This is a genomic window from Vibrio qinghaiensis, assembly GCF_002257545.1.
GTDB classification, from domain to species: domain Bacteria; phylum Pseudomonadota; class Gammaproteobacteria; order Enterobacterales; family Vibrionaceae; genus Vibrio; species Vibrio ordalii.
On record NZ_CP022742.1, the window covers coordinates 511,378 to 536,925 of the forward strand.

At 43.4% G+C, this 25,548-nt stretch carries 22 protein-coding genes; 15 read left to right on the forward strand and 7 right to left on the reverse strand.

What is annotated here, in order from left to right; genetic code table 11:
* Positions 1 to 120 precede the first annotated feature (120 nt).
* Both CCZ37_RS15565 and yjjG read left to right on the forward strand, forming a co-directional pair.
* Positions 121 to 1,740, forward strand: a complete 1,620-nt coding sequence (locus CCZ37_RS15565) for an NAD(P)/FAD-dependent oxidoreductase (protein ID WP_038171574.1) — start codon at positions 121 to 123, stop codon at positions 1,738 to 1,740.
* 158 nt (positions 1,741 to 1,898) lie between these two features.
* A complete protein-coding gene (gene yjjG, locus CCZ37_RS15570; protein ID WP_094501410.1) occupies positions 1,899 to 2,573 on the forward strand; it encodes a pyrimidine 5'-nucleotidase in 675 nt (224 codons plus the stop codon).
* Positions 2,574 to 2,641: 68 nt separating this feature from the next.
* Here the strand turns inward: yjjG and rnk are convergent, their stop codons facing one another.
* Entirely contained in the window at positions 2,642 to 3,049 is a 408-nt protein-coding gene (gene rnk, locus CCZ37_RS15575; protein ID WP_094501412.1) for a nucleoside diphosphate kinase regulator, read from the reverse strand.
* 173 nt (positions 3,050 to 3,222) lie between these two features.
* Between rnk and phnR the strand changes: the two genes are divergently transcribed.
* On the forward strand, positions 3,223 to 3,933 hold the full coding sequence (phnR, locus tag CCZ37_RS15580) for a phosphonate utilization transcriptional regulator PhnR (protein WP_026027711.1): 711 nt from the start codon (positions 3,223 to 3,225) through the stop codon (positions 3,931 to 3,933).
* Positions 3,934 to 4,066: 133 nt separating this feature from the next.
* Here the strand turns inward: phnR and CCZ37_RS15585 are convergent, their stop codons facing one another.
* Positions 4,067 to 4,858 carry a siderophore-interacting protein gene (locus tag CCZ37_RS15585; RefSeq protein ID WP_094502114.1) on the reverse strand — a complete coding sequence of 264 codons (792 nt, stop codon included), beginning with the start codon at positions 4,856 to 4,858 and terminating at the stop codon, positions 4,067 to 4,069.
* Between the two features lie 257 nt (positions 4,859 to 5,115).
* On the opposite strand from CCZ37_RS15585, the gene CCZ37_RS15590 reads away from it, so the two are divergent.
* Positions 5,116 to 5,988: a YdcF family protein gene (locus CCZ37_RS15590; RefSeq protein ID WP_094501414.1), complete on the forward strand. Its 873-nt coding sequence runs from the start codon at positions 5,116 to 5,118 to the stop codon at positions 5,986 to 5,988.
* Between the two features lie 107 nt (positions 5,989 to 6,095).
* Here the strand turns inward: CCZ37_RS15590 and focA are convergent, their stop codons facing one another.
* Positions 6,096 to 7,547: a formate transporter FocA gene (gene focA, locus CCZ37_RS15595; protein ID WP_094501416.1), complete on the reverse strand. Its 1,452-nt coding sequence runs from the start codon at positions 7,545 to 7,547 to the stop codon at positions 6,096 to 6,098.
* Between the two features lie 238 nt (positions 7,548 to 7,785).
* Between focA and CCZ37_RS15600 the strand changes: the two genes are divergently transcribed.
* The gene (locus CCZ37_RS15600; protein WP_010318505.1) at positions 7,786 to 8,691 is read left to right on the forward strand and encodes a LysR substrate-binding domain-containing protein; all 906 of its coding nucleotides are present in this window, start codon (positions 7,786 to 7,788) and stop codon (positions 8,689 to 8,691) included.
* A gap of 328 nt (positions 8,692 to 9,019) precedes the next feature.
* On the forward strand, positions 9,020 to 9,526 hold the full coding sequence (locus CCZ37_RS15605; protein WP_010318504.1) for a DUF1097 domain-containing protein: 507 nt from the start codon (positions 9,020 to 9,022) through the stop codon (positions 9,524 to 9,526).
* Between the two features lie 163 nt (positions 9,527 to 9,689).
* Here the strand turns inward: CCZ37_RS15605 and CCZ37_RS15610 are convergent, their stop codons facing one another.
* The gene (locus CCZ37_RS15610) at positions 9,690 to 11,321 is read right to left on the reverse strand and encodes an ATP-dependent endonuclease (RefSeq protein WP_094501418.1); all 1,632 of its coding nucleotides are present in this window, start codon (positions 11,319 to 11,321) and stop codon (positions 9,690 to 9,692) included.
* A gap of 259 nt (positions 11,322 to 11,580) precedes the next feature.
* Here CCZ37_RS15610 and CCZ37_RS15615 point away from each other — a divergent pair, with 259 nt between their 5' ends.
* From CCZ37_RS15615 to CCZ37_RS15625, 3 genes are all read left to right on the forward strand, one after another.
* Entirely contained in the window at positions 11,581 to 13,320 is a 1,740-nt protein-coding gene (locus tag CCZ37_RS15615) for a bifunctional metallophosphatase/5'-nucleotidase (protein WP_010318502.1), read from the forward strand.
* A gap of 498 nt (positions 13,321 to 13,818) precedes the next feature.
* Complete coding sequence (locus tag CCZ37_RS15620; protein ID WP_244187312.1) at positions 13,819 to 14,769, forward strand: TerC/Alx family metal homeostasis membrane protein; 951 nt, start codon at positions 13,819 to 13,821, stop codon at positions 14,767 to 14,769.
* Positions 14,770 to 15,092: 323 nt separating this feature from the next.
* Positions 15,093 to 15,284, forward strand: a complete 192-nt coding sequence (locus tag CCZ37_RS15625) for a hypothetical protein (protein ID WP_017042819.1) — start codon at positions 15,093 to 15,095, stop codon at positions 15,282 to 15,284.
* A 150-nt stretch (positions 15,285 to 15,434) separates the two neighbouring features.
* On the opposite strand, the gene CCZ37_RS15630 is transcribed toward CCZ37_RS15625, so the two are convergent.
* On the reverse strand, positions 15,435 to 16,001 hold the full coding sequence (locus CCZ37_RS15630) for a PhnA domain-containing protein (RefSeq protein WP_010320755.1): 567 nt from the start codon (positions 15,999 to 16,001) through the stop codon (positions 15,435 to 15,437).
* 203 nt (positions 16,002 to 16,204) lie between these two features.
* On the opposite strand from CCZ37_RS15630, the gene CCZ37_RS15635 reads away from it, so the two are divergent.
* The 4 genes from CCZ37_RS15635 (at position 16,205) to CCZ37_RS15650 (ending at position 19,848) form a co-directional block, all read left to right on the forward strand.
* On the forward strand, positions 16,205 to 17,287 hold the full coding sequence (locus CCZ37_RS15635; RefSeq protein ID WP_094501424.1) for a site-2 protease family protein: 1,083 nt from the start codon (positions 16,205 to 16,207) through the stop codon (positions 17,285 to 17,287).
* A gap of 105 nt (positions 17,288 to 17,392) precedes the next feature.
* Entirely contained in the window at positions 17,393 to 17,845 is a 453-nt protein-coding gene (locus tag CCZ37_RS15640; RefSeq protein ID WP_208613963.1) for a hotdog fold thioesterase, read from the forward strand.
* Between the two features lies 1 nt (position 17,846).
* On the forward strand, positions 17,847 to 18,080 hold the full coding sequence (locus CCZ37_RS15645) for a DUF3389 domain-containing protein (RefSeq protein WP_010320752.1): 234 nt from the start codon (positions 17,847 to 17,849) through the stop codon (positions 18,078 to 18,080).
* 79 nt (positions 18,081 to 18,159) lie between these two features.
* Positions 18,160 to 19,848, forward strand: coding sequence for an SgrR family transcriptional regulator (locus tag CCZ37_RS15650; protein ID WP_010320751.1), 1,689 nt, complete (start codon positions 18,160 to 18,162; stop codon positions 19,846 to 19,848).
* 89 nt (positions 19,849 to 19,937) lie between these two features.
* Here CCZ37_RS15650 and CCZ37_RS15655 read toward each other — a convergent pair whose 3' ends face one another.
* Positions 19,938 to 20,270: a PBPRA1643 family SWIM/SEC-C metal-binding motif protein gene (locus tag CCZ37_RS15655; RefSeq protein ID WP_094502115.1), complete on the reverse strand. Its 333-nt coding sequence runs from the start codon at positions 20,268 to 20,270 to the stop codon at positions 19,938 to 19,940.
* A gap of 789 nt (positions 20,271 to 21,059) precedes the next feature.
* Here CCZ37_RS15655 and CCZ37_RS15660 point away from each other — a divergent pair.
* Positions 21,060 to 21,947, forward strand: coding sequence for a LysR family transcriptional regulator (locus tag CCZ37_RS15660; RefSeq protein ID WP_094501428.1), 888 nt, complete (start codon positions 21,060 to 21,062; stop codon positions 21,945 to 21,947).
* A gap of 43 nt (positions 21,948 to 21,990) precedes the next feature.
* Here CCZ37_RS15660 and CCZ37_RS15665 read toward each other — a convergent pair whose 3' ends face one another.
* Complete coding sequence (locus CCZ37_RS15665) at positions 21,991 to 24,681, reverse strand: bifunctional acetate--CoA ligase family protein/GNAT family N-acetyltransferase (RefSeq protein WP_094501430.1); 2,691 nt, start codon at positions 24,679 to 24,681, stop codon at positions 21,991 to 21,993.
* Positions 24,682 to 24,900: 219 nt separating this feature from the next.
* Between CCZ37_RS15665 and CCZ37_RS15670 the strand changes: the two genes are divergently transcribed.
* Complete coding sequence (locus CCZ37_RS15670) at positions 24,901 to 25,482, forward strand: SPOR domain-containing protein (protein WP_010320478.1); 582 nt, start codon at positions 24,901 to 24,903, stop codon at positions 25,480 to 25,482.
* The last annotated feature ends 66 nt before the right edge of the window (positions 25,483 to 25,548 follow it).

The following is a 25,548-nucleotide window of genomic DNA, read 5'->3' on the forward strand; positions in this document are numbered from 1 at the left end:
AACGTGTGATGAATTCGGGATTTAGTATGACAGATAACGCCATTTCCCGTAAAATGCGCGCCATTGTGAGCGGGCCGCTTGCGGCTTTGGCTAAGACACCGACTAAAACGAGACACCGACATGATACGTTTAACCGAAATTAAACTTCCTTTGGACCACGAGGAAGGGGCAATTTTTGCTGCTATTACTGAAAAACTTGGTATTGCTGATGAACAAGTTCTTTCATTCAATATGTTTAAACGTGGCTACGATGCTCGTAAGAAAACGAAAATCATGCTGATTTACACGCTAGATGTGAGCGTGGAGAATGAAACAGAGTTGCTTGCTCAGTTTGCTGATGATCCGCATGTGAAAGTGACGCCGGATATGGAGTACAAATTCGTTGCTCAAGCGCCAGCGAATCTTACTGAGCGCCCAGTGGTGATAGGCTTTGGCCCTTGTGGTCTATTCGCAGGACTGATTCTTGCTCAAATGGGGTTTAACCCAATCATTGTCGAGCGTGGTAAAGAAGTGCGCGAACGCACCAAAGATACCTTTGGTTTTTGGCGTAAACGTACATTGAATACTGAATCTAACGTGCAGTTTGGCGAAGGTGGAGCGGGAACTTTTTCTGATGGAAAACTCTATAGCCAAGTGAAAGATCCTAACTTCTATGGTCGTAAGGTCACTACAGAATTTGTCGCTGCGGGCGCACCTGCTGAAATCATGTACGTGAGCAAACCGCACATTGGCACGTTCAAATTGGTGACCATGATTGAAAAAATGCGTGCCAAAATCATCGAATTAGGCGGTGAAATTCGTTTTAGTACTCGTGTTGATGACATTCACATCGAAGAAGGGCAAATTACCGGGCTTACGCTGTCAAATGGTGAAGAAATTAAAACACGTCATGTTGTCCTTGCGGTCGGTCATAGCGCACGTGATACCTTTGAAATGTTGCATGAACGTGGCGTTTATATGGAAGCCAAACCCTTTTCAGTAGGGTTCCGTATTGAACATAAACAATCAATGATTGATGAAGCGCGTTTTGGTTCGAATGCGGGTAACCCCATTCTTGGCGCGGCGGACTACAAATTGGTTCACCACTGTAAGAATGGCCGCACTGTTTATAGCTTCTGCATGTGCCCCGGTGGCACGGTAGTGGCGGCTACTTCTGAAGAGGGGCGCGTTGTGACCAATGGCATGAGCCAATATTCTCGCGCAGAACGTAATGCTAACAGTGCGATTGTGGTGGGTATTGATCCTGAACGTGATTATCCCGGTGATCCGCTGGCGGGCGTGCGCTTCCAACGTGAGCTTGAATCAAGAGCTTATCAACTTGGCGGCGAAAACTACGATGCGCCAGCACAAAAAATTGGTGACTTTTTACAAGGTCGTGATCCGAGTGCGTTAGGTGATGTCGAACCCTCTTTTACACCCGGCATCAAGTTGACAGATATTTCAAAAGCGTTGCCTGATTTTGCTATTGAAGCCATTCGTGAAGCGATCCCAGCGTTTGATAAGCAGATCAAAGGATTTGCCTCTGAGGATGGTTTGTTAACTGGAGTAGAAACTCGCACGTCATCACCCATTTGCATTAAACGGGGTAAAGATTTCCAAAGCATCAACCTGAAAGGCTTTTATCCGGCAGGTGAAGGTGCAGGTTATGCGGGCGGGATTTTATCAGCAGGCATTGATGGTATTAAAGCGGCCGAAGCATTGGCGCTTTCTATGGTTAACGAAGCTGAAAAAGCATCATAATTTACAATATTAAGCATAAGAAAAGGCTCATTGGAGCCTTTTTTATTACAGGGACGATTAGATTCGTTATCACATTGAATTTTAAAAGTTTCTTCTGATAGAGATTATCATTTAACTAAAAACAATCTAAACTAGCCCGAACATTATGAGGAGAGATCATGAAGTACGACTGGATTTTATTTGACGCTGACGAGACCTTGTTTCATTTTGATGCTTTCAAAGGTATGCAACTGATGTTTGAGCGAAAAGGAGTGTTGTTTACTGAACAAGATTTTGCGCAGTACCAAGAAGTGAATAAACCACTGTGGGTCGATTACCAAAATGGTGATATCACGGCGGCGCAGTTGAAGCATACTCGTTTTACAGAGTGGGCAGAAAAGCTCGCGACGACAACCACGGAATTAAACAGCGCATTTCTTGAAGCCATGGCTGATATTTGTACTCCACTACCAGGAGCAAAAGAGTTATTGGATGCCCTTACAGGTCGAGCGAAACTTGGCATCATTACTAATGGTTTTACCGAACTTCAAGCGATTCGTTTGCAAAGAACGGGGATGAGTGAATACTTTGAGCACGTGATTATTTCAGAAGAGGTTGGTGTAGCGAAACCCGATCACGGGATTTTTGCCTACGCGTTAGACAAAATGGGCAACCCTGCTAAAAATCGTGTATTGATGGTAGGAGATAACCCGCATTCCGATATTCTAGGTGGCTTGAATTTTGGTATTGAGACCTGTTGGCTAAACTCTACTGGCGCAAGTGCTGTTGAGGGTATTGAGCCACACTACCATGTGCGTTCATTGCACGAGCTTAAAGATATTTTGGTCGCATAATTATTTACAATGATGTGGCTTGGGGTGTGGAGTGATGATATCGACCTCCACACCAACAAAGCGATTCGTTAGCGGTTGAATTCACCGTCACGCTCAGGTTGATAAACCACATCAAGAATCTCAATCACTCTTTCTCTACCACCTGGCATTGGCCAACTGAGCTGTTGACCTACCGATAATCCTAAAAGCGCACTACCAACGGGCGCAAAAATAGAAATGTCTTCGTTACTTTTTACTTCATGCGGGTACACGAGACTTTTTTCGATCACTTCATCGCTGTCAATAAATTTGAAACGAACAGTCGAGTTCATGCTCACCACATTATTTGGCATCTCTTGTGGGGCGACAATGGTGGCTCTATCCAACTCAGCCTCGAGCTTTTCTAACTCTGGCGTTAGTTTAGGCATGCCATCCAGTAATGCGGATATTCTGTCCATATCAAGGCTTGAAACTAAGACAGGTGCTAAGTTTGACATTTTTAATACTCCAAAAAGAAATACCGCCCAAAAGCTAGGCGGTATAAAAATTAACGTCAATGTTATTGCGATTCAGGCTATGACATTAATCTTGTTCGACATAGAATGCAAATAATACGGTATCAGTTTGTTATGAATTTGGCATGCACGTATTTAGGCTGGGAGTAAATGTTGTGCAGTACGTAAAAATTAAAGATGTGATTGTTGAACAAATCGATGCTGGCATGCTTGCCCCTCGTCAAAAATTACCTTCTGAACGAAAACTTGCAGAGTCGTTTAATACCACACGCGTTACCCTGCGTGAGGCTTTGTCTCTGTTGGAAGCGGATGGCAAGATCTACCGAGAAGATCGGCGAGGTTGGTTTATTTCTCCCGAGCCGATACGTTACGACCCAACCCAAACTCTGAATTTCACCAACATGGCTTTAGCACAAAACCGAGTACCAAAAACGGAACTGATGATGGCAAAAGCGCTATTAGCCAATAAACAAGCATCGCTCTTATTGGGATTGAAGCCGTTTTCGGATGTTTACCAAATTGATCGTGTGCGTTATTTAGAAGATCGCCCCGTGGTCTATGTGACGAATTACGTGCGCCCTGAATTGTTTCCCAACTTGCTGACTTTCGATTTGTCTCAATCACTGACGGATATTTATCGCGACCATTTTGCCGTGGAGTATCAAACAGTCCGTTATCGAATTACCACTAGCTCTTTGCTTGGTCATATGGCGCAAGCGCTACGCGCTACATCAGGCACTCCGGCGATGGTCGTTGAGCGCATTAATTATAATCAACAGGGTGAACTGATCGATTGTGGCATCGAATACTGGCGACATGACGCGATTTGTATTGAGTCGTTAGCCAAGCTAACCGTGGCCCGCTGAGGGCTGAGGCTATGTCCGTTGAAACTAGGTCCGTTAAAGCTAGGTCCATTAAAGCTAGAACCGTTGAAAATTGAGCGCATTCAATGAAAAGGCGACCTCCTATTAAGTCACCTTTTTACTGTGTTATTGCTGTTTATGACTGGGTTTGTGCATCCGTCTGTTTGAGCTGTTTATGCCCATCTTCACTGACGCCACGTTTCCAGTAGCTGCTGATATAAATATTGTCTTTGGCTATCTCTTTTTCATTGCGAAAATACTCTCTTAGCGCGCGCATGGTATCAAATTCACACGCACACCATACCGAGCCATTCTCACCTAGCCAATTTTTCTCGATAACCGAAGTTGCCAAATTGGTGCTGCTGTCTTTCACTACCCAAGAGATCTCTATGTTCTCCGGAGCCTGTAGTGCCTGTTTGTCATCCACATGCTCAATTTCAATTACTGCATAACCTTTTGCATCACGCGGTAAGCGTTTTAATTGAGCTGCAAGAGCAGGGATCGCGGTCATGTCAGCGGCTAAGAAAAACCATTTCCCATTGGGATTCAACCCTTGAGCTTTACCGGGGCCGGCAATTGAAATCGTATCACCAATGGCCGTATGCATCGCCCATCTGACTGCAAATCCGCACTGCTTATCTTCCGCCTCATGCCGTACAAAATCGATTTCAATGCGGTTGTTGGTCCCATCAAAGCTTCGAATGGTATAAGTGCGCATTATTGGGCGCTGATCAGGTGATAAGCGAGATAAATCAGTAGTACCACTCTGATTAAACAACAGCTTAATATAATCACCCTCACTTTCCGCACCAAAGTGCGCAATTGAGTTACCCTGTAATGTTATGCGCTGCATAGAAGGGGAAATCTGTTGAGTTGCTACTACTGTGAGCGGATAGAAAGCTCTTTTAGGTTCTGTTTCTTTTTTCATGTTGTCTACAACGGCCATTTTTCTTTTGTTAGCGTAACCTTAAACTGACTACTTAAACGAATCAATGATAATAACTATCATTTACATTATTTTACGCTATATGGTTTTATCGACAAACCACTTAGGTGCTCTTTCGATGGGATATTTCGAACAATCGTCTACATCAACCATAGCTCGAACATTTTGGTGTGGCTATTGAGTGTGTGTGGCCTTGTATGACATTATTCCCCCGCTGGAATAGAGAGTGAGAAATAACGATGGTAGCCGAGCATCTTTATATCGTATTAGGTAAACGACTTGTTGATCAGCAATTAACATTAGAAGGGCGCAGCCGTGTTGATGGCCTCGTTAAGGCGTTACAACGTCATGACATCGTTCATAGTGTCATTGCTTTATGCGGTGGGCTCACGCTAGGGCAACAGATTTCTGAAGCGAAGGCTATGTATCATTACCTTCAATCGGAGCTTGCTCGGCTCAATGTGTCACTTTTGAATAACCGCATTTTGCTGGAAGAACACTCGACCAGCACAGTGGAAAATATCGAAAACGTCGCGTTAGAGCTGCATAAAAACGGTGGTATTGACACGCAAAAAATATTACCTGTCACTTTCATTTCTAACGACTATCACTTGCAGCGTATTTTTGAAATTCAGCAATTAATGGATGAACAAGGGTTACTGCGAGTGCTTAAACAACGCTGTGAAATGATAGGGATCACGCTGGCGATTTCATCGGATCTGTACGATCACCTCGCGGTGAAATACCCTTATACGCATTTAGCCGCGGAGCTGTTTCTATTGGCCGATCAATTAACGACTTACCGCGTCTACCTTGAAGGTGTTGTGGCGGGCTCATTTTTGCGCGATCTCACGCAAGTGAGAGCCATTCCTTACCAAATAGCATGTGAGGCTATTTTAGCGATCAACCATAAAATCGCAGGCAACCCAAAGTGGGCTTTTGTTCGCTGTCTTACGGATTTATTGATGCAGTGTATCAATGCCACAAAGGGGGCGTTAAGTGTCAGTGAGATTCAACCTTATCTCATTTTGTTCGACAGCAACTTAACGTTATTGAATCGATATCTTGATCCTGAAAACCCGTGCGTCGGACGCTGGTGGCGTCAGGGATAGTAACAAGCGAAATAGATGAATCAAAGAGACCCCGCAATGCGGGGTCTTTGCTTTTTAGCCAAGCGACTTATTTCCTGACCAAAAACCGTTTTGAACAAAACAATGTGTTAAGCCGTTTCTAACGTACGCTCTTTGACCACGCTTAGACGCTCGCCATAAATTGGACGTAGTGCTGCCAGTACATGGTTACGAGTTAGCATACCGACAAACTTGCCATCTTCAAGGACCGGGAGATTTTGTGGTTTGTTCACTTTCATGCTTTTTGCGCGCTCTTCTAAAGAGAGTGAGCTAAAACGAGTAGCAATACCCATGCTCGAGGTAGGGTATAGCTGTTCTTTATCGATACATAAAAACTCGGCAATATCAATCAGACGATCAGATGCATCGATGGCGATAACATCGCGGCTCATAAGATCCACCACTTTTTGCCCTTCAGTAGGGAGGTAGTCTTGGCACCATAAATCCACCATGACATCGTGAGCTGAGAAAAATCCGACTAGGCGGCCAGCCACATCAACCACAGGAGCACTATCGAGCTGGTTATCCAGCAACATATCAATGGCAATTGCGGTTGGCATTTCAACGCCTAGAGTTACAGGTTGGGTGTTCATAATGTCTTTAACGGTAATTGTTTTATTCATTTTCGTTTCCTTCACTGACGTAATTGTTGCTGTTTCCGTAATAGTGCTAATGTTTGCGGCTTTAAGTTGTGGACGGCGAAAAATAGACCAGTTGGCGAGCCCAACCAACACAGCACCGCCGACAATATTGCCCAAGGTCACTGGGATAAGGTTTGCCGTCACAAATTGATGAATGTTCAAATCTGCGTAATGAGTGGCACTGATACCGACCTGTTGCCAGAAGCTCTCTGGTGCAAAGTTTTGAATCACAATGCCTAAAGGGACCATAAACATGTTGGCTACGCAGTGCTCGAAGCCGCTAGAGACGAACATCGCCACAGGCAAAATTGTCATTGCGGCTTTGGTCATTGCATTGGCAGAGCTGAACGTTAACCAAATAGCAAGACAAACCAGTAAGTTACATAGCACCCCAAGAGAGAATGCTTGAACAGGTGTATGGTGCAGTTTGTGCTGCGCAATGTTCAGCGCATTCAAACCCCATTGACCATCATCCAACTGATAGAGACCAGCCCCAGTAACCAAAAGCAGTAAGAACATGGCGCCAATGAAGTTACCGATATAAACCTTGCCCCAAATGGATAACATTTTGCTAAAGCTGATTTGTTTATTGGCCCAAGAAATGCTCGACAATACGGAACTGGTGAACAGTTCACCGCCACAAATCACGATTAAAATCAGCCCCATGCTAAAGGCTAAACCACCCGCTAACCGACTGAGCCCCCAACCTGCGTTAGCACTGCCTGTGGTGACCGTGATGTAGAACAAAAATGCTAAGCCAATAAAAGCACCCGCCATAATGGCAAGGCTTAGCGTCATACCGCTACTTTTCTTGGCTTTGCTTAAGGCGAATTTCTCGGCTTCTGCCATCATCTCAATCGGTGAGAATAGCTGTTTATTTTCAGAGTAGGCTGTTGACATACAGGCTCCCAAAGCTCAATTTCATAATTACCTCCCAGTTCAAGCAAAGCGTCATGCCTTGCTTCCGATACAGACTAACGAACGGATCATGAAGTAGTAAAATTGATAATTTTTAGATTACCCATCAAATGAATTGATATGAATAAATGAAAGAGTAGAATGAAACCGTTTGCGCATATTAACTCCCTTGAAATTAAAGGTGTGGCGCGCAGTAGATGAAAGCGAAATAGGAAAAGCAGTGCGGTATTCACTCAAACAATTAGCAGTTTTCGATGCTGTTGCCGATAGTGGCAGCGTCAGTCAAGCTGCGGATAAATTAGCGTTAACTCAATCCGCGACCAGTATGTCGCTGGCACAATTGGAAAAAATGTTAGGTCGCCCTTTGTTTGAAAGACAAGGAAAGCAGATGGCATTGACTCATTGGGGAATGTGGCTTAGGCCGAAAGCGAAGCGTTTATTGCAAGATGCTCAGCAGATCGAAATGGGCTTTTATGATCAGCACTTGCTTAGCGGTGAAATCAGTATGGGGGCGAGCCAGACCCCTGCTGAGCACCTCGTTCCAGACCTTATCAGCATTCTTGATAACGATTTCCCAGAGATGCGTATTGAGCTTGGTGTGAAAAGCACCAAAGGGGTGATCGATGGCATCCTCGACTACAAATATGACCTTGGTATCATTGAAGGTCGATGCGATGATAACCGTATTTCCCAAGAAGTGTGGTGTCGAGATCACCTAACGGTGATAGCTTCGGCTCATCATCCTTTTGCCAAATGTAAAACAGTGAGCCTTGCACAGCTTGAACAGGCCAAATGGGTGTTAAGAGAACACGGTTCTGGCACTCGCAATATTTTTGATAGCTCGATTCACCATCTTATTTCCGATTTAGATGTGTGGCGAGAGTACGAACATGTCCCTGTGCTACGCAGTATGGTTGCGAATGGTCCGTACTTAACTTGTTTACCTTATCTCGATGTAGAACGCTTTATTGAGAATGGCCAACTGGTAGCGCTCAATGTGCCTGATCTGAATATGGAAAGAACCTTGTCGTTTATTTGGCGAGCAGAAATGGCTGAAAACCCGTTGGTTGAGTGCATTAAACGTGAAGGACTGCGCATGATGAAAGGACGACCAAGCGTACTTTAACCTTGTTAATTTTGGTTATGGTTTACTTTGTTACTTCTCAATATGGGGTGTGATAAGTGAAGCTATTGAGTGTTCGCATTTAGTATCATGTCACACACCCTCATCACCTAATCTAACGCTCATGCTCGATTAAAAAGCACTTTAAATGTGTTGATTTATCGTTTGCGTCAACATTTCAATGAAATAGGTATAGTCATTGCATTTATTTCATGACTTGGGTCACTAGTCATCCGTGGTTGAAGCTTTTAATATCGGCACTTGATTTATTGATGTCGCTATAACAACGGCTTGTCAAATGGCAGGCAGATAGCGGCTAAATGAGGGCGCTATGAGCACACTATTTGCGATTTCACTAACGACAGGCATTCTTTCTGGTGTTTGGGGCTGGATAGCCGTTTCGTTAGGCTTACTATCATGGGCTGGCTTTTTAGGATGTACCAGTTATTTTGCCTCTCCAACCGAAGGTATTAGAGGTCTTGCAGAAAGTTTGATAACGAATATCAGTGGCGTTTTTTGGGCAATGGTCATTATTCATTCATCCAGTTTGGTGAGCTTGGATATCTTGGGTTACGCTGTCACCGCTGTGGTGGCATTTTTAATGTGCATTCAAGCGTCGAAAGCATGGCTTGGTTATATTCCTGGAACCTTTATTGGCGCTTGTGCCACTTTTGCTGCGGGTGGTGATTGGCAACTGGTTATTCCATCACTTTTATTCGGTGGCATTTTTGGCTTTGCGATGAAAACAAGTGGTATGTGGTTGCATCAACGATCTAACCAGCCAACGTTGAGCGATAGCGCAACTGTTAAAACGCGCTCTAAATCCTCAACTTGTTAATTTATGTTTAAGGCTAATGCTGGTGAAATCCGCATTGGTAAACGTTACCCCCAATTGATCCGTATCGATTCATCAAAATTGTTGATATACCCATTCAGTATAAGATCAGTCACATATAGCGAAATGGAAATGATACGAGGCACACCGTTATGTGTGCCTTTTTTTATGTGTGGCCATTGGCCATCGTAATCACGCGTTTTAGTGTCCAGCGCAGCAGTACAGGAATAAAGTCCACACCTTGTTGTTCACAATGGGAAACGATGGCAAGCGCCAAATCAGGTTTCGCGTGTTTTTTCAGCACACGTGTGACCACTTTTTTCGCAGGGATTGGATGATCGTAAGGTATTTTAATCAAATCTTTGAAGAAGTGTTCAAAGCCATGAGAGTACAGAAAATGTTCGATATCTCGATCGGGAAGTTCGGTCAGGCGATGCCGTTCTTGATCACCTGTCAGCATGCCGCGTACTGTTGACGAATATTTTTTGCCTGCGGGATCGCCATCAGTCACGACATGCCAGTCAATGCCAAATGCTTTCGCCACTTTAATTAAGGACTTCAGCCCAGACTGAGCAAATTCGACAATTTGTACTCCTTCGGCGGCTAGGTTATAGCCACACTGGCGAGCCAGCTCACTAAACAGCCACACCTCAGTTTCTCCTTCAACTAACAGCCAGCAGCGAGCAAAAAGCACTCCTGAGCGATGAAAACGGATATGAAAACCGATACGTCGTAGTTCGTCCTTACTCAATCCACGGGAGACCATCGAATTTGCAATGGTACGGTCAGAAGTACGCACCAAACGCCGAATCGAATGAAGGGGAACAGAGCCAAGCAGATCACCACTGTTCGTTGTGAGAATTTTTTGCATGGGTAATAGTTGAAGTAAACTCCAAGCGCGCGCCAGATGAGTAGGGTGCAATCGACCTTCGGGATCTTCGATAATCAGCAGCGGCCTAGCGCAACGGCGTAGGTCAGTTGGGCCTTTGGCTTGCAGATAAGCATTGAGTAAACCCATCAACAGCAAACGAGTTTGCTTATTTTTAGTCTCTTCAACAAATTGGCTTATGTTTTTATCGGCGGCTGGGTTGGAATAGACTAAGCTGTCACGTTGCTGTCTTGGGTTTTTACGTGTCTGACTTTTGAATGAAAAATAGTGCTCAACTAATACATTCATTGAGTTAAGGCTACTTCTCATCTCGCCTTTGTTAACATGCCCAGGAATGGCCAGTAAACGACGACAGGTATTATCAATGCGTTTTTCGGCGCGAGAATTTTTACCGTTACCATTGACGAAAGGTCGCTCGAAACGCCGTGAATCTTTCAAACGGATCACCGGGTGTAAGCTCATCAGCTCTTGCGCCAATTTTTCAGAATGATGCAGCGGCAGAGGGTTGCCTTCGAGATCTAAAAACAGGTAGCGAGTGGTAATATCATATTGCTCGCGAGTGGCACTGATGCGATAGAATATTCGTTTCGTACCCGTTTCATCTTCAACCCAAATCGGTCTCAGTTTACGATAACGACCAGATTGAGATTCATTCTTGTCTGTAGAAACAAAGCTTAAGACGATTTGTAAATGCTGAGTTTGAGGATGAGCGATAGAGTAATCGACGTGGAAATCTTGCATTTCAAATTGATAAGGTACGCCGTTCGCTGGTAGCACCACTGATAAGGCGTCCAACAATGAGGACTTACCCCAAGTATTTTCACCGATCAATGTGGTGAGTTCATCAAAAGCGAGCGATAAACGTTTGATTCCTCTGAATCCGGAAATTTCAATTCGCTCTAGATGCATAGGCAGACTCCTTTTATAACTCAACCAGTTAGCTTCTCGCTGAGTCTGTTTTTCTTTAAGCATAATGGAAATTATGCAGATAAGTAGGCTACTGGCTCACATATCAAGTGTTTATGTAGGGACAGCGGAATGAGACAAAGGCCACAAAGTGTGATGAGATTGACTTAGCGTATTTATATTTTCAAACACGTTTCATAAAAGTCACGATTCTGTCATGATTCTTCAGCTAGGATAGAGTGGAAAAAGAAGAGAAAGATAAATGATGCATAAAAAGAATAGACCAGCATCAATTATGCTGGCACACATTAATGACACTCACTCATATTTTGAACCGACATCGCTGCAATTGACTCTCCACATCCAACAGCAGACTTTAACACCCTATGTAAGCGCAGGCGGCTTTGCACGAATTGCAACCCGAGTTCAGCAATTGAAAGAAGATGCGGCGCGTATGAAGCGAGGCTTTGTATTTTTACACGCTGGGGATTGTTTCCAAGGCACGCTCTATTTCTCGCTATTTAAAGGTAAAGCCAATGCGGACATGCTCAACGCATTGAATCTTGATGCGATGGCATTAGGCAATCACGAACTGGATATGGGTAATGAACCCGTTGCCCATTTTGTTAAACGTATTCAATTCCCATTGCTAGCTGGGAATTGGGATCTTTCCAATCAAAGATCGAATAAGCCTTTTCCAATAGCCGGTAGCTCGCAAGTGATAAGTTATCAACCTCAAGGTAAATACGCTCGCTGGATAGAAAAACAGGCTGGTGATGAAACGATTGCAATTTTCGGCTTATCACTCGATAAAATGGCTGATATTGCCAACCCAGATCTCGATACTCCATTTATTAACGCTATCCAAACGGCGAAAAATACGGTTGCTGAAATACGCGCTAAAGGGATCAACAAAATTATTCTACTCAGCCATTTAGGTTATGAAGCGGACATTGAGCTCGCACAGCAAGTGGAAGGTATTAGTGTTGTCGTCGGCGGGCATAGCCATCGATTACAAGGTGACTTTAGTGCACTAGGGCTAATGAAAGATGATGAATATGGTTTAAGAATTAACGACACTTATGTCGTCCAATCCGGTTATCATTCTTTGAGCTTAGGTCATTGTTATATCGACTTTTCAGCCGATGGCAAAGTGGACAAATTTCAGGGTCGTAATGAACTGTTACTTGGCCGTCGACTGTTTCTTGATGCCAGCATGAGCGAAGCGGGCACTGATAACACCCATTTAGCGGCGTGCGAATTTTTAAGCCAACACCCTAATGTGGTGGTGTGTAAGAAAGATCCGCAGGTCCAAGGAATATTGATCGATAAATACATGCCGCGAGTACGTCAGCTGCAACAAAATATTATCGCACATGCTGATCGTTTCTTAAGACACGTCAGAATTCCTGATGAAACTGGGCCGAGTGAGTTGGCTCCTTTGGTGGCTCAATCATTCGTCTATGCCATGCGGCAAAGAGCGCACCCCGTGCAGTTTGCAATACATAACGCTGGTGGAGTCAGAAACTCGCTCAATGCCGGACAAGTTTCGGTGGCAGACATTGCCGGAAATTTATTGCCTTTTGCCGTTCCTATTGGTGTCTACCGAGTGCAGGGAGAAACCTTAATTGAGATACTTGAAGGGGCGATTAATAATGCGCTGGGCAATGGGGTCGATGGCACAGGTTCAGGCAGTTATCCTTACACCCACAATCTCTCGTTTGCTTATGCCGCCGATCGGCCAGTAGGAAAACGCATCACGAATGTGTTGCTATTTGATGAGCAAAAAGGTTGGCAACCAATTGATCTTAATGGTTATTATTGTGGAACCTCTTCGGCCTATACTATGAAAGGCAAAGAGGGATATGATGCGATACTGAAAATGAAGGGAGAAGGTTTTGTTTCGAATGTATCAATGGCCGATGCGTTTATTGAACTGCTGACGGAAAAACCTGAAATACTTAACCACGTAGGAACTCAACCCCAACATCATTATCCGTAACTCGGTTTGACATAAATTTACTGGCATAGACTTTGCTTTTTAACTTTCAGTCTTATCGCATCTTCAACCCGAAGAAGGTGCATGAAGATGTGAAAGGGGAAAGTATCATGTGGATGAAAGATTGGTTAGATGCCGCTGTCGTCGTTGCTTGGATCAGTGCATGGTCTGTATTGGTGTATTTACTACCACTGGCAGGCGTATAAAAATCTAAGCTAAAAGGAGCATAAATGGCTCCTTTTTTTGATCACGGCTATGGACCTTTGCATCCAATAGGCATAAACTCCGCGCTGATTGGGGAGTAGTCGCCTTTGTTTACTTATCGTCAGCTCGTTAAGCGCATGCTTATCCGGTAAGTATAAATAGCCTTCTGTTAAAAAATGGAATGCTTATTTCGACGAGACCAACGCATTCAGCTCTGTTCATTAGGAACAGCGGTTTTTGTTTGCGGAAGGTTTCGATCGGTTAATCCCATCTTATCCTTCCGCCTTTGGAGGATATATGACCCCGACAACCTATCTCAGCTTTGCAATTCTGACTCTATTTCTTGTTGTTATCGATATTTGGCAAACCCGTGGCGGTAAAGTCACGATCACTAAAGCTGCCGTTTGGAGCATGATTTGGTTTATGCTGGCGTTTGCATTCGCCGCGAGTATCTATTTCTTTTGGGATAGTTACGCACCAACCAGTTCATACAGTGCCGAAAAGGCGACGATCTCATTTATTACTGGTTACTTATTAGAAAAATCGTTAAGTGTTGATAACTTATTCGTCTTTGCGATTATTTTTCATCAATACGCAGTCCCAGAGCATTTACGCCCGCGGGCTCTATTGTGGGGAGTGATCGGCGCTTTGTTTTTACGAGCGGTGATGATTGTAATTGGCGCGCAGCTGCTTGAACAATATCATTGGTTACTTTATGTGTTTGCATTATTTCTTATGTGGACCGGTATTCAACTTGCGCGTGAGAAAGGCGATGAACAGCTAAATCCAATGCCGGAGAAACTGATTCGACGCTGGTTCAATGTGACGGATCATTACGAAGGGAATGCTTTAGTTGTGAGCCGCAATAAGCAATGGTTTGTGACTCCCATGATGATTGTGATTGGCGTAATTGCTTTTATGGATGTGATGTTCGCATTAGATTCAATACCGGCTATTTTTGCCGTGACCCGCGAACCTTTTTTAGTGTTAGCAGCAAACGTGTTTGCGTTACTTGGTTTGCGATCTTTGTACTTTGTGTTGCAAGGGATGATGGATAAGTTTATTTACCTAAAACCAGCGCTTTCCTTCATCATGATTTTCATTGGTATTAAGATGATGCTAGTCGGTTCTGCGTGGGAAATTCCGACACCAGTATCACTGGGTGTACTGTTAGTCACTATGATTATTGCGGTGTTGGCTTCTGTCTATAAGCAGAGAAGTCCATTACCTGCTATTCATAAGTCATAATATAAGTAAACGGAGGTAAGTGTTTGACAATACTTACCTCTCTCTTTTATTTATCCTTTATCTAACCGACGACAAAAATATTAATGTAAAAATTTTGTAAATAACCGGTGTTTTTGTTTTTTATTGAGATTTAAATTCACCAAATCAAACTTAATGTGAATAAGTAGTCGATTGTTGTGGATAATAAAAGCATGCATTGTTATGGGGTTGTTTCATTAGAATAACTAATTTGAATGTGGAAAATTTGTCATTTTTTAACCAAAAAAATATCACCTAGAATTCATTTCAACAAAGTAAGTTACCGAATTAACAGAGAGGCTATCATGGCACAAGCAATGAATATGGGTACGATTACAGCACCTACCTCTATGGATAAAAAAACCTACGCGGTTAACTTCAAAGGATTGATTGCACATTTAGTTGATATTCTGTTTGTCGACCACAGCGAACCTCGCAGCTACTACGCGAATAATTTGTCTGGTCACATGCAGAAAGATATCGGTTTATACCGTTAATTCAATGTGTAGAGATGTAAAAGCCGACGGATTAAATAGTCGGCTTTTTTGTATTTAAAATTTACTAGTTTCACTGCTCATGAAAACAACGGTTTCCGAAAAACAAAGGCGCAAACTAAGTTGCGCCTTTGTTTTATTCGTCAATGGCTATTATTTTTTGCGACAGTATTCAGCAATGATATACATCGATTGGCCATTAGCTTTACCAGAGATTAACTTAGGATCGTCGCTTAAACTGATACCCCGAACCACAGTACCCTGTTTAATGACTTGGCTTGAGCCTTTGATAGGAAGATCTTTAATGATGGTCACGTCGTCGCCTTTTTTCAGTTCTATGCCATTCACATCACGAGGCTTTTCTGCATCATCATCCATACCAATTTCAGCCCACTTTGCTGCTTCTTCTTCAAGATACATCATATCAAGTAGGTCTTGAGCCCAACCTTCAGTGACTGTAAGGCGCTTCAGTTGACGCCACGCCAGTACTTGAACGGGTTGTTCTTGGCTCCACATGCTGTCGTTCAAACAACGCCAGTGGTTCATATCTACTGTTTCTGGGTTCTCAATTTGGCCTTTGCAGATATCACACAACATAACGGCATGGTCAACAGTAACCATAGTGTGTGGCGCTACCACAAATGGAGCTAATGGAGATTCTGATGAACAAAGCTCACATTTTGATTGGCTGCGTTCAAGTAAAGTTGCTTCAGTAGACATAGTACCCACCTTGTAAAAATATGTAAGCGCGTATTATCCACGTTACAACTGGAATTAAAAGGGGAGATGGCAAAAAGCTTGGTATTCGTAAGGGAATTGAACTAAGTCATCTTCAATCGTAAGAAAATCGGCATCGTGCTTTACGCTGTTATTGCTCAAAGGCATAATGAACGCCGTTTTTATGTTTGTATGCAGGTATCACTGTGGAACTCCTCTCGGCTCCATTTTTAGGAAAATCACTTCGTCTCGAAGGTTCAATCTCTGGTTGGCAGCAACTCTATTGGGATAATCAACTGGTCGCGCAATGCGATGCGACAGGGAATAGCGAGGCGACAACGACCCATAGATTTCAGTTGTTAAGTGGGGACTCGACGATCCAATGCGAGCTGAATGTTAATCTGAGTTGGCAGCCTTTTAGACTTCGTTATCAAGCATTAGTGAATGGTGACATTGTCACGCAAGGCGAGCGTTCAGAAAAAGATATTGAAAAACAGACACCTTATAATCCACCAAAGCGGGAACGACGTTTTAGCCTTATTGGCCTAGTTTCACTTGGTATGAAAGCATTGAAAAGTGCCAAGCTGATTAAAGTTGTTCTGGCGTCAGCAAGTATCGCAGCCTATTCGTGGTTATTTTCCTTCCAGTTTGCTATGGCACTTATTGCCTGTTTAGTGTTCCATGAGTTTGGCCATATCAAAGCGATGAAATATTTTGGTATGAAGACCAAAGGTATTTATCTCATTCCATTTCTTGGTGGTTTGGCATTAAGTGATGAAAAAATTAACACCCGCTGGCAAGATGTGGTGATCTCAATTATGGGGCCATTTTTTGGTTTGCAGCTCTCGGTTGTGCTGGTTGTCGTTTATTGGATAACGGGAGAGATATTTTTTGCGGGCCTTGCTGTTTTTAATGCCTTTCTCAATCTCTTCAATCTATTGCCTATATTGCCGCTTGATGGTGGTCACGTGTTAAAAAGCATCAGCTTTTCTATGAACAGCACTTTGGGGATTGCGTTGTGTGCTCTTGCGGCGATCGCTGGTGTCATTTTGAGCTATTGGCTTGGATTAACCCTGTTCGGCTTTTTATTGATTATGGGCAGCATTGAAATTGTGATGGAATGGAAGCAGCGTCATCAAAGTCATTTGCTACCTCTGAATCGATATGGACAAATTGTAGCTTCACTTTGGTATGTCAGCTTAGTGGCTGCGCTTATCGCTATTATTTGGGGTTTTGCAACGACAGGGGATGAGCTGCTACAACTGCCATTGCGCATTTTAGGTACATGAGCGATAGGATCCGTCGCGAAGACGGAACTGACGGATTACTCGCTGCAAGTCGTAGCCTTTTAAGTATAGAATGGATCTCTTTTACGATGAATGAGACAAAAAAGCATGGATATTTGGAAGAAGCCTATCGATTTAATAACATTAAACGCCACCTCCAAAAACACCTTGATAGAGCATCTCAATATTATTTATACCGATTATACTGATCACTCTTTGTCTGCGACCATGCCTGTTTGTCACTTTACCCATCAGCCGCTTGGTATGCTGCATGGTGGCGCCTCGGTGGTACTTGCGGAAACCCTAGGTTCAGTTGCCGCGAATTTCAGTGTGGATCAAGAACACTATTGTGTAGGGTTAGACATTAATGCTAATCATGTTCGCGCCATGCGAGAGGGGATGGTTATAGGAACAGCGATACCTATCCATCTTGGTATTTCAACGCAAGTATGGCAAATCAATATCACTGATGAGCGCGAACGTTTGGTATGCACTAGCCGTTTGACGGTCGCAGTACAAAAAATTCGTAACCGTTCTCAAGCTATCAAGGTTGATTTATAAAATGGTGATTGAATTTTCAGGTGGAAAAATCATCGTAACACCCCATGAATTAGTGGTACGAGTATTGGGTGATCTCGCCATCACGCTACAAGCCCAAGCCGATGCTGTTCAGCTCATTGGAAGAGGGGCGAATGTCATCTCTGTAAATTGCTCAGAAAGTAAATGGTCGATTAAGTTGGACAACGAAGAGCAAATTCAGCAACTTTCTCAACAACTCGGCTGTAATATTCTTTAAACAGTGATTAAGGCTATTGCATAACCAATATAAAATGAGGAAACTATCTCTGTTTTTTATAAACTGAGATTTCCTCTTTATGAGTAGCCCACGACTTCGCGTTCAATTTGAATCCTTATTTGAGCACTTTAACGGCCAAGATGTTGGTGTCCAGCTAGAAGAGATCACCGAGATCCTTTTCTGCACACGCCGTAATGCGCGTATTGTTTTAAATAAAATGGAGGATGAAGGCTGGATAGAATGGCGTCCTGCGGCGGGGCGTGGAAAATTATCCGATCTCATTTTTAAACGTAGTCGCAGTGATGTCAGTGAAAACCTTGCGCGTCGATACTTAGATGAAGGTAAAATTGGCCATGCATTTTCGGTACTGGATCAAGATGCTGCGAAACTGACGCAAGTGATCCAAAGCTATCTCGGTGTTCAGCATCAAGAAGGACTGCAAGTCATACGGCTGCCTTATTATCGCCCACTTTCGATGCTAAACCCGCTAAAATCCATGCGTCGATCTGAGCAGCATATCGTAATGCAAATTTTTAGTGGGCTAACGCGGCTAGATGAATATGAACAGCTGCAGCCAGATCTCGCTCATACGTGGGAATCGGTGACAGCAACACATTGGCGTTTTTATCTTCGCCCCGGAGTCCGTTTCCACAATGGAGATTTGCTTACCACCGACGGTGTTATCCAAAGTTTGTGGGAACTGCGATTTCTGAATTTATTCTCTCATCTTGATAGGATCAGCTCGCCCTCCAACTGGGTTATCGATATCTTTTTACAAAAAGCGGATAGCCGCTTACCGCTTCTTTTATCTGAGTCATGTGCCAAGATTTTACTACCAGAGTCCAATCGTAGTGATAATTTTGATTTAATGCCGATTGGTACTGGCCCTTACAAAGTCATTTTAAATGATGAAAAACGCTTAGTTTTGCAAGCGTTTGATGGATATTTTGGATTTAGGCCTTTGCTTGACCGGGTCGAAGTGTGGGTGATTGACGAAGTACATTCTTCGATGGTTTTTCCTAGCTTATCGCATCCGATAAAAACAAAGCGAGGTTCATTTACAGAAGACGTGGATCTTGATCCCGGCTGTACTTATTTGTTACTCAATCGAAAAAATGGTGTTGCCGCTGATGAAAATTGGGCTCGCTACCTCACTAATAAACTCAGTACTCTCAACCTATTTCGTCAATTACCAGAAGACAAAGTGGTCGAATTGGGGGTGTTACCTGCTTATGGTTTGAAACCGGGCTGGTATCATCAGTCATCGGGAGATGTTGCCGCTACACCGCCGGGCGAGCGTTCGATCACCATTGCATATCATGCTCAACATCCTATGTTTCCAAGCTTAGTGAAAACAATACAACAGCTGTTAAAAGAAGATGGAATTTCGGTGGAGCTTGTTAAATATGACTTGACGGTTGAAGACACCGATGCTGTCGATGTTTGGGTCAAACCGATGGGAATTGCTAACCATAGAGAAGATGCGTTAGCAGGATGGTTACTTGATTACAGTGATATCGAGCATTTAAGCCGCGCTGAAGATTTTTCGTATTGGTGTCAGTTAGTGGATGAATGGCGCGCCGATCCAAATGCCATATTTCCGGCCAAAGAGATTGGCAAGTCTTTAATAGAAAAACAGCAAGTTATCCCGATGTTCCACTGCTGGTTAGGAATAAGCAAAGATCAATGTGGTGCATTACAAAATGCGAAATGCAATGCGCTAGGCTGGTTTGATTTTAGCAATGTTTGGGTTAAACCAGAGTTGTGATAAAGAGGCTAGAGGCTCAAGCAGGTAGTGTCAGTCTCCAGTTTATAAAAAGCCGTCAGAAGACGGCTTTTTATGTCATTATCTAGAGCTTAAGCGCAGCACTTTTTGTACTTTTTTCCGCTTCCGCAAATGCATGGTTCATTGCGATTTGGTGTTTTGTCATAGGTAATAGTTTTAGGTTTATTTAATAATGTATCAAGCTCAATGGTGTTCTCTGGCTGTTTTGAGTCTATGACAACATGGGCCACTATAGAATGCTCGGAAAGTAATGTTTCTATCTCTGTTTTACGAGCATCGGTTGAGACGACCACATTAATTGGAGCCTCGTCAGTGCCTGCTTTTACATCACGGTTTACGTTGTAGCCTGAAATGACGTGGTTTTGCCTAGCATCGATTCGACCTTTGAAAAATAGTTTGGACATTTGCAACTCACTGATAGGTTGGTGTAGCGTAATTTGGTCGCGATTATACGGCACTATGCCAATTGATAAAGAAGTTCCTACCATGAACATGGGAAAACAGTATAGAAAATGATTTAAGAGAGACTGAGTGTTATATTTTAATCAATTCACTCATTTATCCGTATATTGAAAGGTGGTTTTATGGCCACAACGCTTTTGGATATTTGATGCATACGGTAAGGCGAAGCCCAAAAGCTTGAGTTTTTCTTGATTTAAGTATCCGTATGAAGTAAGCCGCTGAGGTATAGATGAAGATGCTACTCCTTAGTGATTAGGTAAGATTTATAATCCTATAGCTGTAAACGGTTATAAAAATTACCATTTTTCTGTATTCATGCTCTTTTTGAACTGAATCACTAAAAACGTTAGTAATACGTTAAAAGCTGTCTAAATTTTTCCAGTCTGTTAGAATCGCTGTGTTTATATTTTAGTCCTTAATTTTATACACTTGTTGAGGTTTCATATGGAGCTTGGATTAATCATCGTTTTTATCGTGGCTGCAGCGGTCATGGTTAAGAAAGAGATGTCCGAAAATAAGAAATAGACTCACTCATTGATAACTTTTCTCCCCCTTTTTAAATGAATGTGTCCCAAAGCCAGCATTAAGCTGGCTTTGTTATTTCTACGCTTTTTGTTCCCAAACCTGCCCCTCTCAGCTATTTTCCATCTCGTCAGACATACCACAACGATGATAAATAAGGCATACTCGTTATTGCATACTCACTGCAATTTCACCAAAGGATGTCTATTTTGCAAAGTCCAATTACCTTAGAAGCACTTCATATTCTAGATGCAATTGATAGACGAGGCAGCTTCGCTGCCGCGGCAAATGAGCTAAGTCGTGCACCATCATCGCTGAGTTATCAGATCCAAAAATTGGAACAAGATTTAGACATCACTATTTTTGACCGTTCAGGGCATAAAGCGACGTTTACTGAAGCCGGCTTGCTCATTCTTGAGCGGGGTAGAGCCATTTTATCGGCGACAGAAAAATTGGTGAATGACGCAACCTTGTTAGCGAATGGGTGGGAACTGGATTTGACGGTCGCATTTGACGGTATTATCCCAATTAACAATTTTTTCTCAATGGTTGAAGCGTTAGGTAATGTCAGTAAAACACGAATCCGTCTTCAAGAAGAAATTTTAGCGGGGTGTTGGGAGTCACTTTCAACCGATCGAGCCGATTTGCTGATTTGCCCACGTATCGATACGTTACCACAAGATGTAAAAGCAGAAACCATCGGAACTATGTCAATGGTTTGGGTAGCGGCCAGCTCTCATTACGTGCACAAACGAAGCGGTGCATTTGATGAAGAAGCAAGACAAAAGTATCGAGTGATTGCGATTGCCGATACCGCGCGTGACCAGCCTGCAATGAGCGTGAATATTTTGCAAAAACAGCCGCGTCTGACGGTAACTAATTTCAGCGCAAAATGTGCCGCGTTAGTGGAAGGGTTAGGTATTGGCACATTACCGAAACAGATAGCAGAGCCACTGATCGCCTCAGGTAAACTGAAAGCAATCAGCGGATCTGAAGAAAAATCGATGCAGATCATTATGGCATGGCGGCGTAATAAAATGGGCGAAGCAAAGTCGTGGTGTGTGCAATACCTCAAGAAAAACTGGGTGCTAAGTTAAAATTTTGGGCGGATCGCAGTGATCAAATCTGATCGCTACGGCTTTATTCTGGTTTATTTAAGATCAAAACCATATCTGCCGTCCCATCTTCGAAATGCACTTCAATCTCAAAACCTAATTTTTGCGCTAGCGTCAACATGCCTCGGTTGGTTGGCATGGTCATGCCGGAAATTTGTAAGGTTCCTTTCAAGCGACAATAGTCGATGATTTTTTGCAGCAAGATTTTACCTAAACCTTTTCCTTTTAAATCCGAACGGATCAAGATGGCGAACTCAGCATCGCTATTCTCAGGGTTAATGAGTGCTCGTGAAACGCCAATAATACTCTCTTGATCATTGGTATGATCCACTGCGACAAAAGCCATTTCTCGGTCATAGTCAATTTGAGTAAAATTGGCTAAGGCTTCATGGTTAAACTCGCCGACATCAGAAAAAAAGCGTTTGTACAAATCTTCTTTTGATACATTACGGATAAACTCTGCATGATGCGGCTCATCCTCCGGCAAGATTGGGCGTAAGGTAATGGCCGACTTGTCCTTTAGGATCACACTTTCTTCAAACTCACTTGGATAGGGGCGGATAGCTAATCTACTTTGTCCCTCGCCTTGGTAATCTTTTAGGACTAAGTTGGCATCCAATATAGTGAATTGATTGCCATTGGCTAAAACCGGGTGAATATCTAATTCATCTATTTGTGGACATTCAATAATCATCTGCGAGAGACGAACTAAAAACTCAGATAATCCATCAATATTCATTGGCTCTGGTAGTTTTTGCAGCCGAATTTTCCCGCTGCTTATTGCTCTGACAATCAGATAACGAGCGAGCGTCATATTCAGCGGGGGTAGCGCGGCAGCGGCATCGATTGATTCATCCCATTCTGAACCGCCTTGCCCCAGTAAAATGACCGGGCCAAAGGTTCTATCAGTGATGACTTTGATCCTGAGCTCTTCTCCGCCAGCGATCTTTGCCATTGCCTGAACCAATAACCCATGAACATTAGCGGAAGGATACGAGATCTGCGTGCGATCCAATATCGCTTGTGCTGCGCTTGCCACTTCGTGGCGGTTGCGTAGATTGAGCATCACGCCTTGCACATCTGATTTATGCGCAATATCAGGCGAACGTAATTTCACCACGACTGGGTAACCAATTTGCTCGGCAATATGTACCGCTTCACTGGCATCAGAAGCTATCCAAGTTGGTAATACGCTAAAATTAAAATATTTAAATAACTTACCTATTTGGTGCGTATCAAGGTGACGGGTAGGGTGTATGCCTAGTTGCTCCGCTATCCATTGCTGCGCACTGTGTATTTCTGATACATGGACGGGTTCTGCTGTTGTCGGCGTTTCCATTAGTTGTTTTTGATTTCGACGGTACTCGACTAAGTGCATGAATGCCACTACTGCACTTTCTGGCGTTCGATAGGTTGGGATGCCCGCTTGGGTAAATATTTGTCTAGCCGGGCGCGCGGTAAGTTCTCCTGACCAATTAGTTAGGATGTTAAAACGTTTATGGCGAGGGTGCGCTTTAATGGCGTCGACCACCGCTTGAGCGGTTTGCTCAGACTGCGCAATCGCAGATGGGCTGTGCATAATGAGAATAGCATCGGTTTTATCACTATCTAGCAGCACATTTAGTGTATTAACGTAGCGAGTATGATCCGCATCACCCACCATATCGACCGGATTACTGTGAGACCAACTTTTAGGCAGGCACTGATTTAGTTTTTGATAAGTAGACTCTTCAAGATCGGCCAGTTTTCCGCCTCGATCTAACAAGGTATCGACGGCCATAATAGCTGGCCCGCCACCATTGGTAATAATAGCAAGACGTTCACCTCGTAATGGAACGGAGTGAGTGAGTGTTTCAACAGCGGCAAAGAGTTCATGGGTATTATTCACCCGTAACATACCCGTGCGTTGAATTGCGGAGTCATAAATAATGTCGAGTGTATTGTCTCCACCAGTATGTGCTTGCGCCGCTTTACGTCCAGCAAGCGTTCTTCCTCCTTTTAAGACTAAGATTCGCCGGTTACGTGACGCGGCGCGCGCTGCCGACATAAAACGGCGAGCATCCTTAATCGTATCAACATAAAGCAAAATGGCTTGGGTGTGTCTATCCGTGCTCAGGCAATCAAGCAAGTCAGAGAAATCGATGTCGCTGGCATTACCAAGAGAAATAAATGCTGAAAATCCGATCTCTTTGTCATTTGCCCAATCTAAAATCGTGGTACAAACCGCTGCAGATTGTGAAATAAAGGCAATGTTACCTTTTAAGGCTGTGACAGGAGAAAACGAAGCATTGAAATTTAACCAAGGTAGAATCAAACCTAAGCTATTAGGACCCAAAATGCGCATTCCAGCTGATTTTGCAATGCTAGTGCATTGGGCTTGGATTTCGACTCCTTGAGCATCTTCAGTATACATATCAGATGAAAGTACGATAACGGAGCTGATGCCTTTGTCAGCCAATTGTTTAAATAAGGTGACGTTGCGTGTTGCGTGCGTGCATAAAATCGCAATATCAGGGACGATAGGCAGAGATTCGATACTTTTGTAGGCCAATACGCCGCAGACGGATGGATAATAAGGCGTGACAGGCATAATCGCACCATCGAAGCCTCCTTGGAGTAGGTTCTTCATCACGATATTGCCAGCACGAAACGAGCGTACTGATGCACCAACAACCGCGATCGATTTTGGTTTCAGGAATGGATTTAAATTGTTCATGTTGATGAACCTTTCACTCACGAATTACCGTTAGCTTAGCGAACAAATGCTATCCTTGTTCACTATATTGGTTTGATTGTGATCATTACGTCGTGAGACAACTGCGACTTTGTGCCATAAATCACAGTACAAGGGTATATAATCACAAAGCGAGCTTGATTCTGAGCGTCGCTATCGGCATGATTTATAGTAATTTCTACTTAAGGCGTTGAACAATTCATGAAAAAAATCACAATTGTCGGTTTATCAGTGCTTCTGGCTGCCTGTGCATCTGATACATACATTACCGATGTCACCTCTGAAAGCCATCGTGAAGAGTATAAAGTTGCTCCGGTTCAGCAACCAGTAGTCGCTCAAGAAGGCATGGCTACTGGAATTTCTGAGAGCAATGTCGAAACGAATGTGGTGAAGATGTCTCCTAACGATACAGAGAAAAAAGTCGTTAAGATGAGCCCTCAAAGCAAACCCGCAGTAGCACTCATTCCACCGACGGCTAAACAGACGGCAATGAATCCGCGTTTTGGCTACACCATTCAGGTCGTTGCTGTTGGATCACAGAATAAAGTTGATCAGTTTGCCAGCAAACTGCCCAATTCTGACGGCCAACCTATTTGGGAAAATTATAAAGTAGTGAATGGAACCAAGTGGTACACCGTACTTTATGGTGACTACGCAACTCGTGTCGATGCTGTTGAAGCAATCAAAACACTGCCAACCGAGTTTCAAGCCATGAAACCTTTTGCCAAAAGTATTGATACCATCAAAAATTCGGAATTTCCGACACTCAATAAGTTGAACTGATTCTGGATTTTATCGCGAATAAATGATCAAAGGGGCTTATGCCCCTTTATTGCTTATAACTTAGCC